This window comes from Pseudomonas sp. OIL-1 (assembly GCF_010669185.1).
GTDB classification, from domain to species: Bacteria; Pseudomonadota; Gammaproteobacteria; order Pseudomonadales; family Pseudomonadaceae; genus Halopseudomonas; species Halopseudomonas profundi.
On record NZ_CP048629.1, the window covers coordinates 2,085,874 to 2,100,112 of the forward strand.

The window sequence follows — 14,239 nt, forward strand, 5'->3', positions numbered from 1 at the left end:
CTCGTTCATAGACCTGACTGATTCTCGCTTTTCGTTGTTCATCAGAACGCTTCAGGGAGAAACGGACCCACGAAAGCCTGGGCAGAGTGTCACCGCCGGAGTAATACTGACCCACCAGCGTCGACTTAAAATTGACCCACCTGAAGCAAAATGGCCGCCTAATCAAATGATCAGAGCGGCGGCCGATGTTGACTCAGGAGAGACTCGTGGAAATTCATGTATTACATGGCCAAGGCAACAGTATTCGCTCCATCGCACAGCAACTGGGAGTGTCGCGCAATACCGTACGACGGTACCTGCGGGACCTGTCTGTTGTAGCTAGCTATCCGGACCGGGGCCCGCGACCAACGAAGCTGGAGCCCTACAAGCCCTATCTGTTAGAGCGAATCGAGGCGGCCAAGCCGCACTGGATACCGGCCACGGTATTGTTTAGCGAGATCCAAAACCGTGGCTACACCGGCGGAATCACCCAGCTCAAGCACTACACTGCCGAGTTCAAAACGGTCGAGCCTGATCCGGTGGTCCGCTTCGAGACGCCGCCAGGCAAACAGATGCAGGTCGATTTCACGACCATCTCTCGCCACCGGCGTACGATTAAAGCCTTCGTTGCCACGCTGGGCTTTAGCCGCGCCACCTACGTCCGATTTTCCGAGCACGAACGTCAGGAGGACTGGCTACGCGGTATCGAAGAGGCGTGCCAGTACTTCGGAGGCGTGCCCCAGGAGATCCTGTTCGACAACGCCAAGACCATCATGATCGAGCGCGATGCCTACGGCGAAGGCCATCATCGTTGGAATGCGCAACTGCTGGCGTCCGCGCGGGATTACGGCTTTATCGCCCGCGCTTGCCGACCTTACCGGGCCCGCACCAAAGGCAAGGTTGAGCGCTTCAATGGCTACCTGAAGAACAGCTTCATCACGCCTCTGGCAGCTACCCTAACCCAGACCGGCCTGCGGCTGGACGTGGCAACGGCCAATGCTCACATAGGCCCATGGCTTGAGCGTGTAGCACATCAACGTATCCACGGCACCACCGGCATCAAGCCCCAGGTATTGCTGGATCAGGAGCGCTTCCAGCTCAGACCTTTGCCACGGCAGGCAAAACGGGGTCCAGAGCAAATGCCAGTCACCGCACGGCCTGTGCCCAGGGAGAGCTTCCAACATCCGCTGAGCACCTATGACCGGCTACTGGAGGCGCATCCATGAATCTGCAACATCAGCGTATCCAACACGCCTGCGCGAACCTAAAGCTCGACACGCTAGCTAGCGAATGGTCAGCCATGGCCGACCGTTGCGCCTCGCAAGAAGACACCTTTGCCGTCTTCCTCGAGCAGCTATTGCGCTTGGAACTGGATGCACGGTCCCTGCGCTCCCGCGAGACCTTACTCAAGTTTGCCGGCTTCCCTGGGCGCAAGCTCTTCGAGGACTATGACTTTAAATTCGCCAGCGGAGCGCCGCGCAAACAGCTGAACGAACTGACAAGCTTGGCCTTCGTGGAGCGAGCAGAGAATGTCGTACTCCTCGGCCCTAGTGGCGTTGGCAAGAGCCATCTCGCCATCAGCCTGGGTCACAAAGCCGTCGCTCAAGGCATCAAGACGCGCTTCATCGCCGCAGCCGATCTGATGCTACAGCTGGCAACAGCCCGCAAACAGGAACGCCTAGAGCAATACTTGAAGCGCAGCGTGCTAGCTCCGCGGCTGCTGATCATCGACGAGATTGGCTATCTGCCGTTTGGCCGCGAAGAAGCCAATCTGTTCTTCAATGTCATCGCCAAGCGGTACGAGCAAGGCAGTGTCATCGTAACCAGTAACCTGCCGTTCTCGCAGTGGTCCCATGCCTTCGCCGATGACACAACGTTGACGGCAGCGTTGTTAGACCGGTTGTTACACCATGCGCATATCGTGCAGATCCGTGGCGAGAGCTACCGCCTGAAGGACAAGAACGCTGCGGGTATCGCGCCGGTCTCGGCCAACAGCCAAGATCTATTAAACAACAATTAATCGCCAAGGGTGGGTCAGTTTTAAACCGACGATATCGCCGATAAGTGGGTCAGATTTGAACCGTCGTTGACAGCAGAGAAAACGCCGAGCAGCTCATGTGGCAAACATAGGCAGAACCTGTCTCGGCTTTTTGGGGTACGTTGGAGAGCTTTATCTTGAGTCGTCCTTCATCGGGGCCACAGGAACGATCAGGGCTGAGACGAAGGAGTTCAAGCTAGCGAGCCAAGGAAAGCAGATCGTCCGCACTTACTGGCACCACCATTCTTTTCCTAACCCTGAGCCTCAAACACGGCGTTTACCTATCAACTCAACAAATATCGCAAAACTGATCGAGGTCATTCCGGATGTGAGCGCGACGACCTACCAGAGGAGACGACGCTTCATTCTGGTCAAGCTTCTGGAGATTACGGGGGCAAGGCGAGTTGAGGTCGCGAACATCAGAGTCGAAGACATCTATAATGCGAGGAGGCTGAAGCAAGAGCCAGTTCTGAAGGTCTTCACCGCCAAGCGCTCAGGAGGAAGGGAAGAGTACAGATACTTGCCCATCTCCAAAACGGACCTCGAATTGATCGTGAATTTCATCGAAAAGTTCCGGCACCGGATCATTAAGAAGACGATCGGTGGCGCTGGTGACCAAGGCTATCTGCTGATTTCCGAGAGTAGTGGGCTAAGGCTCGCTACCGAGACTCTGACGAATGAGCTACTGCTGCTTGCCAAGGCTGCCAAAATCGAAGAGCAGGCCTGCGCACACTGAATCACACCGGGTTTTATGGAGGCCATTTCGTTTAAGTCAGGCGGCCATGGCCTGACCGGTGTTTTGCTGATAGAAGTTTGCCTCAGCTTCTGCCGGCGGTATATATCCAATCGAGCTCAGTAACCGCTGGTAGTTGTACCAGTGAACCCACTTCAAGGTGGCGATTTCGACGGCTTCGCGGCTCCTCCAAGACTGCCGGTAAATCAGTTCCGCTTTGTACAAGCCATTGATGGTTTCCGCCAAGGCGTTGTCGTAGCTGTCTCCTTTGCTACCAACAGAGGGCTCTATTCCAGCCTCAGCGAGACGCTCCGTATAACGAATAGAGACGTACTGACTACCCCTATCGCTATGGTGGATCAGACCGTCCGTGTGGCCTGGCTGCCGGGCGTAGAGTGCTTGCTCCAGGGCATCAAGCACGAAGTCCGTTTTCATGCTGTTGCTCACACGCCAGCCGACGATACGTCGCGCAAAGACATCGATAACGAAGGCTACGTAGAGCCAACCCTGCCACGTTGATACGTATGTAAAGTCTGAAACCCATAACTGATTGGGACGGTCAGCTTTGAACTGGCGTTGAACCTTGTCGAGAGGACAGACGGCGTTGCCATCAGGCACCGTGGTACGAACTACCTGGCCGCGCCGAACACCCTGCAACCCCAAGTGGCGCATCAGTCGCGCAACGGTACAACGGGCAACGTGCACCTTGTCGCGCCTGAGTTGCTTCCAGACCTTCACGACGCCATAGCAGCGCATGTTGTCCTCCCATACACGCTTGATGTCCTCACACAGCAACTCATCCTGTTGGGCGCGAGTGCTTCGCCGTTCAGGCTGTCGGGCACGTGCTGCATGCAGGTAGTAACCGGACGGAGCGATCTGCACCACGCGGCAGATCGACTCGACCCCGTAACGGTCACGGTACTCGTCAACGAAGGCGTTCAGGGTTTGTTGCGGCGGTCGAGCTCCGCCTGGGCAAAATAAGCACTGGCCAGGCGGAGGATCTCGTTCGCTTTACGCAGCTCACGATTCTCGCGCTCCAAAGCCTTGATACGGTCCCGTTCCTCAGTCGTCTGACCGGGTCGCTGGCCGTTGTCGGTCTGGTGTTTGCGCACCCAGCCATGCAGCGTCTGCGGGACACAACCAATCTTGGGTGCAATGGATTCGATGGCTGCCCACTCGGAGGGGTAGTCCTTCAAGTTCTCCAGAACCATGCGCACAGCACGTTCACGGACTTCAGGGGAGTAGCTGTTGGATTTTGTCATGCCTCATTCTCTCAAGAGTTGAGGCCTCCACGAAACCCGGTGTGATTCACACATGTTCCGGCACAGATTCATTACCAAGCTTTTTGTGGCTTTGATTGAACAACATGAGTACGAGAATGGGGACGATTTCCGACGCGCTCTCCTGGATGGTGAGACTCTCAAGAGGAAGGTTCAAGAGTACACGGGTCACACCTCGATCAGCAGTCTTGAGCCGTACATTCACTTGGCATTCGAGGAAGTGGCGAGGTTTGGAAGCACCTTGGACCTGATTAAAGCAAAGCTTGCCGTCGAATCTCTACAGTCCAATCTTAAGGATGTTGCTCTCGAACTCAGCCACGGCAGGAGTCCTACTGAACTGAGCGTCCTCCTCAGCGACTACATCAACTTGGCGCTGGAGGAACTCAGCAGCGCCTCTATTTCTATCGAGCGCTGACAAGATATGGGCAGAATGAGTTCATATGGGAATCCGGCTCAGGATCACCTGGAAAAAACCATTTCTCTGGATAGCTTGCTGGATATCGACGCGCCGCACACCTATCTGGTGCGGGCGCACGGGGACAGCATGACCGGAGCGGGTATTTTCGACGGTGACGTGCTCGTGGTCAGCCGGGCCCTGACAGCGAGACACGGCGATATCGTCATCGCCGCGATCAATGGCGACAGTTTCGTCAAACGCTTTACCTCGCAAAGCGGGCAATTGGTGCTGTGTTCGGAGAACCCAAGGTATCCGCCTCGGTACATTCTCGAAGGCGATGAGCTGCTTATCTGGGGGGTGGTCACGGACAGCATACGGCGGCACGGCAATCATGGCTGAGCGCGTAATAGCCTTGATCGACTGCAATGCCTTTTATGCATCCTGCGAGCGGGTGTTCCGTCCGGATCTAATGAAGACGCCCATCGTTGTGCTCAGCAATAACGATGGCTGTGTCATCGCCCGGTCCGCCGATGCCAAACCCTTCATCAAGATGGGCGCGCCGTACTTTCAGATCAGGGAGACGCTGCGGCAGCACGGCATCATCGCATTCTCCAGTAATTACGAGCTGTATTAAGTTAAGTGGAATGCTTTTGAGCTAGTCTGATTTCGTTGACGCTCAGGGGGCGCCCCATGACCACTCCGCCATTGCACGCACAAGTGTTAGCTCGCCATCCCAGTGCTCAAGAGTGGCTGGAGCTACTGGGTAACCTGGGGCGTGCGCCGGCCACCCTTGACGCCTATGGCCGTGCCCTTGCGCATTACTTGTTACATTGCGAAGGAAGCGGGTTGAGACCCGAATCCGCGACATTCGAACAGGTCACGCTCTACATCCGTGAGCTGTTACCTGGCGCAAAGAATGCAGTGGCAAATTCAACCTTGCAGCAACGGCTCACCGCCATCAGGTTATGGTACGACCACCTGGTTTTCCAGGGACTTCGCAAGCAAAACCCTGTCCCTCGTGGACAACATGGTCGGCTATTACAAGTGCCTGGACATGAAGGGTTCGTCAGGGGCCTGGTCCCACGGCTGACTAAGCTGCCACAGATTCCGACCGATGAGCAATGGCGCCACTTTCTCAGTATTGCGGCCAGGTCGTCTATCCGTGATCGGCTCATGCTGTCGTTGGCGTATTTTGGGGCTCTCCGCCGTTCCGAGTTGATAGCCTTGCGGATTGAAGATTTAGACGTTGCACATCGCCTGATCTCGATTCGAGCGGAAACGACCAAAGGGAAACGCAGCCGTGTCGTGTGCTATAGCCCAGACATTGCACCTACCTTAATAGCGCATCTACATGCTCTTCGCGGCGCGGGCTGGATTCAGGGTTCGTTGTTTCGGTCTGAGTCGGACCGTAATCGAGGCTCGTCACTGACCCGTTGGACGTGGAGTAAGTTGGTCGAAGGGTGGGCCAGGGAAGCAAACCTACCGCACCTGAGCACGCACACCTTTCGCCACCTTCGGCTTACCCATCTGGCCCGTGCTGGCTGGAAGCTTCATGAATTGACCACATATGCTGGCCATCGAGACCCCAAGACTACTTTGGTTTACCTGCACCTGTCGGGCGCCGATCTAACTGCAAAAATGGCGCATTCCGTCGGTAGTCTCGATGCTCGCATGGTCTCTGAGCTCTTCGAGTCTCAGGCATCGCAATGAACGCTCCCTCCCCGTATGTTCCGTTCGATGCGAGCCAGTACGAACGTCAAATCGACCTATCGAGTCTGGAGCTGACCATACTTTCGAATCGCATTCGCCGCTCAGACTGGCGCTACCTACAGTCTGAGGTGCCTGGGCTTATGAGGCCGCTGGCTGATATAGCGGCTCACAGCGGCGTTTCTCGGCGATTAGCAACGTCTTCAGTCGCAACCATTCTTTGGAGTGTCTTCAAGACTGGCAAACCTTACTGGTGTTGGTCTGAGTCGCAGTGGTTGACCTTGCTCTGTAGTCGAGCGGGATCACGACCGTACCTCGCGTCTGTTGCCTACCACCTCGGCGGTTTTCAAACCCCGCAGCGTATCGCCAAATTCCGGCAGCCGGCGATATACGCGTCTTTTATCTTCGGCCATGAAGTGTTCAGACATGAGCACGCTCGCTTGAGCCAATCCTTGAGATCGCTGGGCTACGCTGCCCGCCATCTTGAGCAGTTCCTTTCCAGTGTGCTGGGCGCCTTGATGCTGGAAAACGGCGATCCGCGACTGGAGACGTTCACTGAGGAACTGCTGCTCAAGGGCCAACAGCATCGAAGCGAAGGTATCGCGAGATCAGTCGGAAAGGTGTCTCACGGCCTCGCTGCCATGGGGATTCTGGCGAAACCTCTGCGCATGCGAGGCTATATCTCTTGGCGGAAGAAAAGCATCGAAGGTATCGACGCTGGTTGGACAATGTGGTGCCGTCGCTGGCGAGACACCTCCACCTTGCGCCCCCGCACACGTGAAAGTAATTACAGTTTTATATTGAGGGTCGGTGTCTGGTTAGCGCGTGAGCAACCAAGTATTGCCGCGCCGACCGATTGGAGCATGTCCACATGCGCTGCGTTTATCGCTGCTGTTGACCGGATGAGGGTCGGTGAGTGGGCTTTGGAGTCGGCAAAGGGAACACTGCTCAAAGGACTTGGCCAGCCTATTGCTGCCAATTCAAAGCGTGGCTTTCTGCATGCCTTGCGGCGCTTTTTCACAGACTTTGAACTCTGGGGCTGGGGGCGTCTAAAGTTCAGTCCCCGTCATCACCTGGCCACGCCGCGATCTGTGGCGTTTAATTCGGGCGTCAACCCGCGCGTTATTGATGATTCGACTTGGCTCAAGCTGATCTGGGCGAGCCTAAACCTCGAACGTAAAGATTTACTTTCAGAAATCCACTATCCCCTGTCGATGGTACAAGCCATTGCTGTGGTGTGGACTCACGCGGGCCTGCGCAGCAACGAAATTATGCGGCTGGACAAAGGGTGTGCGCATCCTCAGACCAATGATGTCGTGCACGAGGATGGAACCATCGTTCCAGCGGGGACCTTGTGCTATCTCGATATTCCTGCCAGCAAGACATTCAAAGCGTTCGTCAAACCGGTAGCAGTGGTCGTGAAGGAGCGCATCGACGCCTGGTTGGCGGATCGGCCTACCAATCAGGCCGCGCTGCTCGATGAGCGAACCGGGGAGAAAGTCAGCTACCTATTCCAGTTTCGCGGCAAGCGCATAGGCTCCGGAGTCATCAACGGCACCATCATTCCAATGCTATGCGCCAAGGCAGGTGTGCCGCTAGAGGACAGTCGCGGTCGAATCACCAGCCACAGAGGGCGTGCCTCCGCAGTGACGGCGCTTGCCAGCGTTCCTCAAGGCATGTCGTTGATCGAGCTGATGCAGTGGTCGGGCCACAGCTCGCCAACTTCGACTTTGCACTACATCCGAATTCGGCCAACCAAGCTGGCGGCATCCTTCGTTAAAGCCGATCAAATGGCGCACATGGTTTCCGTCTTGATCGACCATGACGTAATCGCACGCCATTCAGACGAGCCCTACACTTTCTATGACCTGGGCGACTCGTATTGTTCGAATCCCTTCTGGAGCAGCTGCCCACATCGCATGGCCTGCGCGGGCTGCGACTTCAATTTGCCGAAGGTCAGCGCTAAAGCTCAAGTGTTGGAGAGCAAGGCGTCTGCGAGAAGATATCTCGAAACGGTGCCATTGACAGCTGAAGAGCGAGCGATCGTCGAGGGCGACTTAGAGAAGCTGAACGGCCTCATCCGCAAGCTCGACAACGTGCCAACCTTGGATGGAAGAACGCCAGCGGAAATAGGTAAGACGGAGCGATAATCACGACATGAACGTAACCGGCAGCATGACAGGGCGAACGGCCTTGCCAGGGTCTGGCATTCATGCGGGCTTGGGACAGTGGTTAGCATCGAATCTAGAGACCCGACCACGCATAAGCGAACTATCTTCCATGCGAAAACAGAGACCGGATGTTGCTTAATCCCAGTCAAGGCGCCCACCGAAAACCGGTAGGGAAACGACGGCTTCGGTCGGAAGCGCAGTCCCTGCGCTTAGCCCATAGAGCACATTCTCTAACCTGCCAACTCGCAGCACATCCCGTTCGGTCGGATAGTGGCGTAGAAGTCGGTTAGCTTGCTCCCTCAACGACTCGTGAACAGTGGGATCAGCGAAAACCTGCTCCAGAAATTTCCGTGTTTCAACCACGGCGAGACTGCGTTCGTATGGCAGGGTCATTTCCCCTCCAAATTATTCATGCCAATTTGATGGCTGCCCCATTTCGAAACATGGGGCCCGCGCTGTGAAACGATTTCGTAGCTTTCTGTACCGGCTGCTCCATCAGGCGAGCAAAGATCCGTTTTTGGCCCCGCATATCGTGATGATCCGCAGATTACACAATCGTAAGGATTCGAACAGCTTGCTGTCAGCCTCGTAACGCTAGCCTAGACACATTCCCAGACATGAGGTGACCCCAATGAAAAACCTGTTTCGAGCACTTATTCCCCTAGCTTTCATCGTCGTGTCTCCGGCGCTCATTGCCGAAGACGGAAGTGATTATGCTTTAAATAAAGCGCCGTCTGCCCGAGCGCCCCAGATGATCCAAAGTTCATCGCAGCCACGCCAGCAGCTCAACGACGTCGAGCTGGATAAACGCTGTTGCTGATCGTATTGCCTTCGTGTCTCAAGGCTTTATAGGCCAATAGGACCGGCACATCAGAAGCATCGAGGGCTTTCCCGGGACCCGATAACGACCGGCATGACCGCAGCAGGAAGCGGTAAGAACAGCAGACGGTGTCTGCGGACAAACCCCAATCTTCAAACCCGCGATAATTAGGAGTAAGACAATGCGAATAATGACCTATAGCATTTTATTAGCTGCGCTCGTGACCACCGGCGCCAGTGTCGCAGTTTCGGCTGCGACCGACGAAGCCACCAGAGGCAACGAACATCCCATGAAAGACGGAATGATGATGGGCATGATGGACAAAGGCATGATGTCCGAGATGCGCGATTTGATGAAAGATTGTCGGGAAATGATGCACAGCATGCAGACTGACAAGGCGGCAGAATAAAGCCGGTACCGCTTGAATGAAACAGGGGCTCCAGACCGGAGCCCCTGTTTCGTCGTCTATGATGATGGTGTCGGCTCTGCTAGCTCAGCACGTGGCTCCTGCTTGTCTCTCCACTCTGGCGGAGGAACAGCCATTAACAAGCATGCCGCGTTGAACGCCCCTGGACTCCACATCGCGTTCTTCGCCTTCCTGCTGCACTTTGTCTGGGAGCTCATCCAGCTTCCCCTCTTTGCGGGCTTAGAAGACGCTCATTATTTCACGGTCATTTTACATTGAGCCAAAGCCACCGGCGGTGACGTCTTGATCTCGCTTGCAGCTTTCTGGTCCGCTTCCGTGGTTGCGAGGTCAAGGTTCTGGTTTGTTTGCCGTGCAACCTCCTGCTCTCATCATTTTCCTTGCGTCCGGGCTGCTGATCACGATTGTCTTCGAGCCAATGGCTACCGGCCCCTTGCAACGTTGGGAGTACGCCAAAGCCATGCCTTAGTTCCCTTTCATTGAGGTAGGCTTGTCGCCAATCGCTCGATGGATCGTGTTGCCCCTGGTGCAGCTATGGTTCGTGCGAAGGCAGGTGCTAGGCGGTTGCCAGCGAAGCTAGAAACCATGCAGAGTCATGTGACCTGAGCGGGCGCTACCTCAGTCGAGCAGAGCTCGAAACCTAATGCGAAAGAAAGGTCGAACGAATGAGTAGATTATCGCTGCGCGGCAGGATGGCGCTTCTTTTCGTGATCGTCGTGACGGCAGTGCTGAGCTTGGCCGCTGTCAGCTTCGATTATTTCTGCCGTCTGCACTTCAAGCAACAGGACGCAGCAGTGCTTGAGAGCAAGGTTTCAGCTCTGAAATCAATCCTTACGCGGGGAAACAGCCTCGAACCTGAAATGGTTTCGGATATCCACCGGTTAGTCGATACCTCATTCGGCTTCGCCGCAGCGATCCTGGCGGGGGACAGGGTCGTCTATTCACATCACAACTTGTCTGAAGAGCTAGCGGCTTCACTCGGTCCTAGGCAAGGCGAGCGATGGCTGATACAGGTCGGCCCCAACCGCTACAGTGGTATGACAGAACGGATCGAGGGATGGGCTGACGGAGAAGGCGGTACCATTCACCTGGCTATGGATGTCACGCACCGCACCCATTTCTTTGAAATGATCCGGCGGTGGTTTTTCTATACGCTGATTATCAGCGCTGCGCTCAGTGGCGCGCTCGGCTTTGTCTTCATTCGTCGAGGCCTCGAACCGATTTCGAGCCTGTCCCGAACCTCCTCTACCATCACCGCAAACTGTCTGGATACACGGATTTCAACCGAGTCGGTGCCGTCCGAACTTCACGAACTGGTGGATAACTTCAATGCCATGTTGGAGCGCCTCGATCAGTCTTTTCTGAGGCTGTCGAGCTTCTCAGCCGATATTGCCCATGAGCTACGAACTCCGCTCAACAGCATGCTAACCCAGACAGAAGTCGCACTTTTGAAAGAAAGAGACAGTGCTGCCTACAAAGACGTCTTGTTCTCCACCCTCGAGGAGCTTCGTCGCATGTCGCGAATGGTCGACGATATGCTTTTCCTAGCCAAGGCCGACAACGGCATGATCACTCCCGATTTTGAGGATCACGACCTGAGCGCGATTGCTGCAAGCGTGCTGGAGTATTACGAGTACGCCGCAGATGAGAAAGAGATAAAACTGGCCCTGCATAGCACTGGGACCACACAGGTGAAGGGAGACAATCTGATGCTCCGCAGAGCGATCTCAAACGTGATCTCCAATGCTGTCCGCTACGGCGAGCCCGGCTCGACCGTCAACATCAGGGTTTCTAACGCTCGCGAGTGGGTGCGCCTTGAAGTGAGCAATCAAGGGCCAACGATCGCGCCAGACCACATCGATAAGCTGTTTGATCGTTTTTACCGTATCGATACGGCCAGGCGAGAGGGCAATACGCTGAACGCCGGGCTCGGCATGGCCATTACGCGCTCAATTGTCGAGGCGCATGAAGGCTCGATTGACTGCCACTCGGCTGATAGCGTCACAACTTTCCAAATGAAGCTGCCGACAGCTGTTGGCTGACATTGGGTACGTCTGGTCTTTGTTCCATGTGGCTCGGAACTCGCGCTGCTGTTTCCCCTGGCAGCGGCGTAATCCGGAGAGTTCGTCGAGCTTGAAACTATGCGCAGGACATTAAGGTATGCATATGACGAAAACCGACGATTCCTCATTCCAGACCCAGTCGAAGAAGCTCAACCAGCACTGCGTCTGCACCACCCTAGATAGGCCTAAGGTGATGCTGAATCTCGCGGACCTGTTGGGCGATGCGCAAGAGCAGCTGATTTCAAGCCCGACCTGGCACCAGAGTTTTTCAGACGTAGCGGTGTTCGTGCCTGAACGAGACCTGGATTGCATGATGGAGACTGTCCAGGCTTTGGAGACAGCTTCCGCTCTGCCGGGGTTTCGTCAGAAGGTCCTCGGCCGAGCGTCGAAGACTGCGCAGATCAATCCCGGTCCTGTGGGTGCGTTCATGGGCTATGACTTTCATCTTAGCGAAGACGGACCCCGTCTTATTGAAGTTAACACTAATGCTGGAGGTGCTTTCCTCAATGCCACGCTGGCCCGAGCGCAGCTGCAGTGTTGTAGCGGCGCTGCACGAATTGCTTGGGCCGATGATTTTGACCGGCAGGTAATAAGCCAATTCGAGAGTGAGTGGCTTTTACAGCACGGCAATGGAAAGCCGCGGCGCATAGCCATCGTAGATGACCAGCCTACCGAGCAGTATCTATATCCTGAGTTTCGCTTGGCCCAGCAGCTGTTTCGAAACGCCGGAATCGATGCACTCATCGTTTCGCCTTCGGAACTGAGATCTAGCGCCGGCGCGTTGTATCACGACGATAACAAGATCGACCTGGTCTACAACCGCCTGGTGGACTTCTCCCTGCAAGCTCCGGAGCACGCTGTCTTGCGCTCAGCCTGGCTGGATGGGAGCGCTGTGATCACACCAAACCCGTTTACGCATGCCTTGTTCGCCGATAAACGCAACCTGATCGAGTGGTCCGACTTTGACAGCTTGCAAGAGTGGGGCTTAAGCGGTGAAAAAATTGAGCTACTTCGCCGCGGTGTCCCGCGCACGGTTTCGGTGACCGCAGACAACGAGACGGAGCTTTGGCAACAACGCAAGGACTGGTTCTTCAAGCCCGTGGCGGGTTATGGCAGCAAAGGTGCCTATCGTGGCAGCAAGCTCACCAAAGGCACCTATGCCCAGATCCTTGATAGCGACTATATCGCTCAGACCTTCGTTCCGCCGTCGGAGCGGGTGGTCATGGTCGACGGCGAACGGCAAATGCTCAAGGTGGACGTGCGGCTGTATACCTATCGCGGGAATCTGATACTCGCCGCGGCGCGCCTGTATCAAGGCCAGACGACCAACTTTCGCACGCCAGGTGGCGGCTTCGCGCCGATCCTGGTCAGCGCGAACTAGCCAAAACGGTTTCAGTAGGCGCGCAGACCAAGCGTAAGACGAAGACCTAAGGGCTCGTTCCGTCGATAAAATAGCCCATGCCTCGCACGGTATGGATCAACTTGACTGGAAACTCATCGTCAATTTTCGCCCGTAGCCGGCGAACGGCCACCTCGATGATATTGGTGTCGCTATCGAAATTGATGTCCCACACTTTCGAGGCGATTAGCGATTTGGACAACACTTCGCCGCGTCGGCGAAGCAGCAATTCTAGCAGCATGAATTCCTTAGCAGTCAGATCGATCCGGCGCCCACCGCGCTCCACTCTTCGCTTGAGGAGATCCAACTGCAAATCTTCGATGGTAAGCATCGTCTGAACGGTGTTGCTGTTTCCTCGGCGTAGCAGCGACCTGACCCGAGCAAGGAGTTCGGAGAACGCAAATGGTTTAACGAGATAGTCGTCTGCGCCCAGCTCAAGGCCTTTGACTCTGTCCTCGACCCGATCTCTGGCAGTGAGAAACAAGGCAGGAGTGTCGCCTCCTGCGGTACGCACCTTTTCGAGTACTTGCCAGCCGTCTAATCCTGGCATCATCACGTCGAGCACAAGTAGATCGTACTGTTCACCGAGCGCCTGATGGGCCGCATCCGTCCCGTTGGTAACCAGATCCACGGTGAACCCGGCTTCGGTCAGGCCCTGTTTAAGGTAGATGCCCGTTTTCGGTTCGTCTTCGGCAACTAGAATTTTCACAATTGAGCTCCGAGGCAGTTGGCTCATTGTGCCGATGTCGGAGGGGACATTCCATTGCCTTACAAGAATGTAATTCGGCTCAAAGCATAACGGGGCCGGCTGACGGGGCGCGTCCGGGATCTGACCCGAACGCACCAGGCAATTAGCCAGCCATCCGTTCGCATTCATCGGCGCAGGCCATGCAGGCTTCTGCGCAGCGTTGGCAGTGGTCAGCTTCATGTTTTTTGCACTCTTCGCCACAGGCCCGGCAGATCTGAGCGCAGAGGCGGCAGATGTCTGCGGCGTACTCGCTGTCTCGAGCCATAAAGTTGGCAGCGAGCTGGCAAATTTCGGCGCAATCCATGTCCAGCTTGATGCACCGAGCCATCATTTTCACGTCATCTTCGCCTAGGCACGCAGCAGAACATGTCTGGCAAACGATCGCGCAGTTGCTACAGGCCTGGATGCAGGATTGAAATTTGGCATTCATCATTGGTGTTCTCCACAGCTGAAAGTTGGTTCGTGCGGCCTGACTAACCA

15 protein-coding genes, 1 pseudogene and 1 other annotated feature are annotated in these 14,239 nt (G+C 55.7%); of the genes and pseudogenes, 12 read left to right on the forward strand and 4 right to left on the reverse strand.

The genetic code is table 11. The features are described 5' to 3' along the window. The first annotated feature begins 185 nt into the window (after positions 1-185). The 3 genes from istA to G3M63_RS09740 all read left to right on the forward strand — a co-directional run bounded on the left by istA (position 186) and on the right by G3M63_RS09740 (position 2,753). On the forward strand, positions 186-1,205 hold the full coding sequence (istA, locus tag G3M63_RS09730; protein WP_163982905.1) for an IS21 family transposase: 1,020 nt from the start codon (positions 186-188) through the stop codon (positions 1,203-1,205). Then, complete coding sequence (gene istB, locus G3M63_RS09735) at positions 1,202-1,999, forward strand: IS21-like element helper ATPase IstB (RefSeq protein ID WP_150302439.1); 798 nt, start codon at positions 1,202-1,204, stop codon at positions 1,997-1,999. The genes istA and istB overlap by 4 nt, the downstream gene beginning before the upstream one ends. A gap of 97 nt (positions 2,000-2,096) precedes the next feature. Further along, a complete protein-coding gene (locus tag G3M63_RS09740; RefSeq protein WP_163982906.1) occupies positions 2,097-2,753 on the forward strand; it encodes a site-specific integrase in 657 nt (218 codons plus the stop codon). Positions 2,754-2,789: 36 nt separating this feature from the next. Here the strand turns inward: G3M63_RS09740 and G3M63_RS09745 are convergent. Beyond that, positions 2,790-4,012 (reverse strand): IS3 family transposase gene (locus tag G3M63_RS09745; protein WP_163981804.1). Its coding sequence is split into 2 segments (ribosomal slippage): positions 2,790-3,727 and positions 3,727-4,012, totalling 1,224 coding nucleotides; the frame shifts between segments, so codons are not numbered across the junction. Next, positions 3,618-3,734, reverse strand: a sequence feature (AL1L pseudoknot). It overlaps the preceding gene by 117 nt. Positions 4,013-4,064: 52 nt before the next feature. Between G3M63_RS09745 and G3M63_RS09750 the strand changes: the two genes are divergently transcribed. The 5 genes and pseudogenes from G3M63_RS09750 (at position 4,065) to G3M63_RS09770 (ending at position 8,284) form a co-directional block, all read left to right on the forward strand. Continuing rightward, complete coding sequence (locus tag G3M63_RS09750) at positions 4,065-4,445, forward strand: hypothetical protein (protein WP_163982908.1); 381 nt, start codon at positions 4,065-4,067, stop codon at positions 4,443-4,445. 15 nt (positions 4,446-4,460) lie between these two features. Further along, positions 4,461-4,826 (forward strand): LexA family transcriptional regulator, encoded by a 366-nt coding sequence (locus G3M63_RS09755; protein WP_223825106.1) that lies wholly within the window; start codon positions 4,461-4,463, stop codon positions 4,824-4,826. Continuing rightward, a pseudogene (locus G3M63_RS09760) lies at positions 4,819-5,058 on the forward strand (DNA polymerase V subunit UmuC); the annotation flags it as partial. The gene G3M63_RS09755 and the pseudogene G3M63_RS09760, both read left to right, overlap by 8 nt. A 59-nt stretch (positions 5,059-5,117) precedes the next feature. Further along, positions 5,118-6,137, forward strand: coding sequence for a site-specific integrase (locus G3M63_RS09765; protein WP_163982912.1), 1,020 nt, complete (start codon positions 5,118-5,120; stop codon positions 6,135-6,137). Then, complete coding sequence (locus G3M63_RS09770; protein WP_150302012.1) at positions 6,134-8,284, forward strand: tyrosine-type recombinase/integrase; 2,151 nt, start codon at positions 6,134-6,136, stop codon at positions 8,282-8,284. Before G3M63_RS09765 ends, G3M63_RS09770 begins: the two co-directional genes overlap by 4 nt. A 156-nt stretch (positions 8,285-8,440) precedes the next feature. On the opposite strand, the gene G3M63_RS19640 is transcribed toward G3M63_RS09770, so the two are convergent. Further along, entirely contained in the window at positions 8,441-8,698 is a 258-nt protein-coding gene (locus tag G3M63_RS19640) for a BPSL0761 family protein (RefSeq protein ID WP_150302011.1), read from the reverse strand. 238 nt (positions 8,699-8,936) lie between these two features. Between G3M63_RS19640 and G3M63_RS09775 the strand changes: the two genes are divergently transcribed. From G3M63_RS09775 to G3M63_RS09790, 4 genes are all read left to right on the forward strand, one after another. Beyond that, positions 8,937-9,125 (forward strand): hypothetical protein, encoded by a 189-nt coding sequence (locus tag G3M63_RS09775; protein WP_150302010.1) that lies wholly within the window; start codon positions 8,937-8,939, stop codon positions 9,123-9,125. A gap of 181 nt (positions 9,126-9,306) precedes the next feature. Then, positions 9,307-9,534: a hypothetical protein gene (locus G3M63_RS09780; RefSeq protein WP_150302009.1), complete on the forward strand. Its 228-nt coding sequence runs from the start codon at positions 9,307-9,309 to the stop codon at positions 9,532-9,534. A gap of 680 nt (positions 9,535-10,214) precedes the next feature. Then, positions 10,215-11,591: a heavy metal sensor histidine kinase gene (locus tag G3M63_RS09785; RefSeq protein ID WP_150302008.1), complete on the forward strand. Its 1,377-nt coding sequence runs from the start codon at positions 10,215-10,217 to the stop codon at positions 11,589-11,591. A gap of 118 nt (positions 11,592-11,709) precedes the next feature. After that, a complete protein-coding gene (locus G3M63_RS09790) occupies positions 11,710-12,993 on the forward strand; it encodes a hypothetical protein (RefSeq protein WP_218573679.1) in 1,284 nt (427 codons plus the stop codon). A gap of 46 nt (positions 12,994-13,039) precedes the next feature. On the opposite strand, the gene G3M63_RS09795 is transcribed toward G3M63_RS09790, so the two are convergent. After that, positions 13,040-13,720, reverse strand: a complete 681-nt coding sequence (locus tag G3M63_RS09795; protein WP_150302028.1) for a heavy metal response regulator transcription factor — start codon at positions 13,718-13,720, stop codon at positions 13,040-13,042. Positions 13,721-13,862: 142 nt separating this feature from the next. Continuing rightward, on the reverse strand, positions 13,863-14,192 hold the full coding sequence (locus tag G3M63_RS09800) for a four-helix bundle copper-binding protein (RefSeq protein WP_150302007.1): 330 nt from the start codon (positions 14,190-14,192) through the stop codon (positions 13,863-13,865). Positions 14,193-14,239: the final 47 nt, after the last annotated feature.

Excerpts from the sequence above, each read along its gene's own strand:
- istA (WP_163982905.1), top strand. The coding sequence starts at position 186 with ATGTTGACTCAGGAGAGACTCGTGGAAATTCATGTATTACATGGCCAA.
- G3M63_RS09755 (WP_223825106.1), top strand. The coding sequence starts at position 4,461 with ATGAGTTCATATGGGAATCCGGCTCAGGATCACCTGGAAAAAACCATT.
- istB (WP_150302439.1), top strand. The coding sequence starts at position 1,202 with ATGAATCTGCAACATCAGCGTATCCAACACGCCTGCGCGAACCTAAAG.
- G3M63_RS19640 (WP_150302011.1), bottom strand. The coding sequence starts at position 8,698 with ATGACCCTGCCATACGAACGCAGTCTCGCCGTGGTTGAAACACGGAAA.
- G3M63_RS09770 (WP_150302012.1), top strand. The coding sequence starts at position 6,134 with ATGAACGCTCCCTCCCCGTATGTTCCGTTCGATGCGAGCCAGTACGAA.
- G3M63_RS09780 (WP_150302009.1), top strand. The coding sequence starts at position 9,307 with ATGCGAATAATGACCTATAGCATTTTATTAGCTGCGCTCGTGACCACC.
- G3M63_RS09775 (WP_150302010.1), top strand. The coding sequence starts at position 8,937 with ATGAAAAACCTGTTTCGAGCACTTATTCCCCTAGCTTTCATCGTCGTG.
- G3M63_RS09750 (WP_163982908.1), top strand. The coding sequence starts at position 4,065 with ATGTTCCGGCACAGATTCATTACCAAGCTTTTTGTGGCTTTGATTGAA.
- G3M63_RS09765 (WP_163982912.1), top strand. The coding sequence starts at position 5,118 with ATGACCACTCCGCCATTGCACGCACAAGTGTTAGCTCGCCATCCCAGT.
- G3M63_RS09785 (WP_150302008.1), top strand. The coding sequence starts at position 10,215 with ATGAGTAGATTATCGCTGCGCGGCAGGATGGCGCTTCTTTTCGTGATC.
- G3M63_RS09800 (WP_150302007.1), bottom strand. The coding sequence starts at position 14,192 with ATGATGAATGCCAAATTTCAATCCTGCATCCAGGCCTGTAGCAACTGC.
- G3M63_RS09790 (WP_218573679.1), top strand. The coding sequence starts at position 11,710 with ATGCATATGACGAAAACCGACGATTCCTCATTCCAGACCCAGTCGAAG.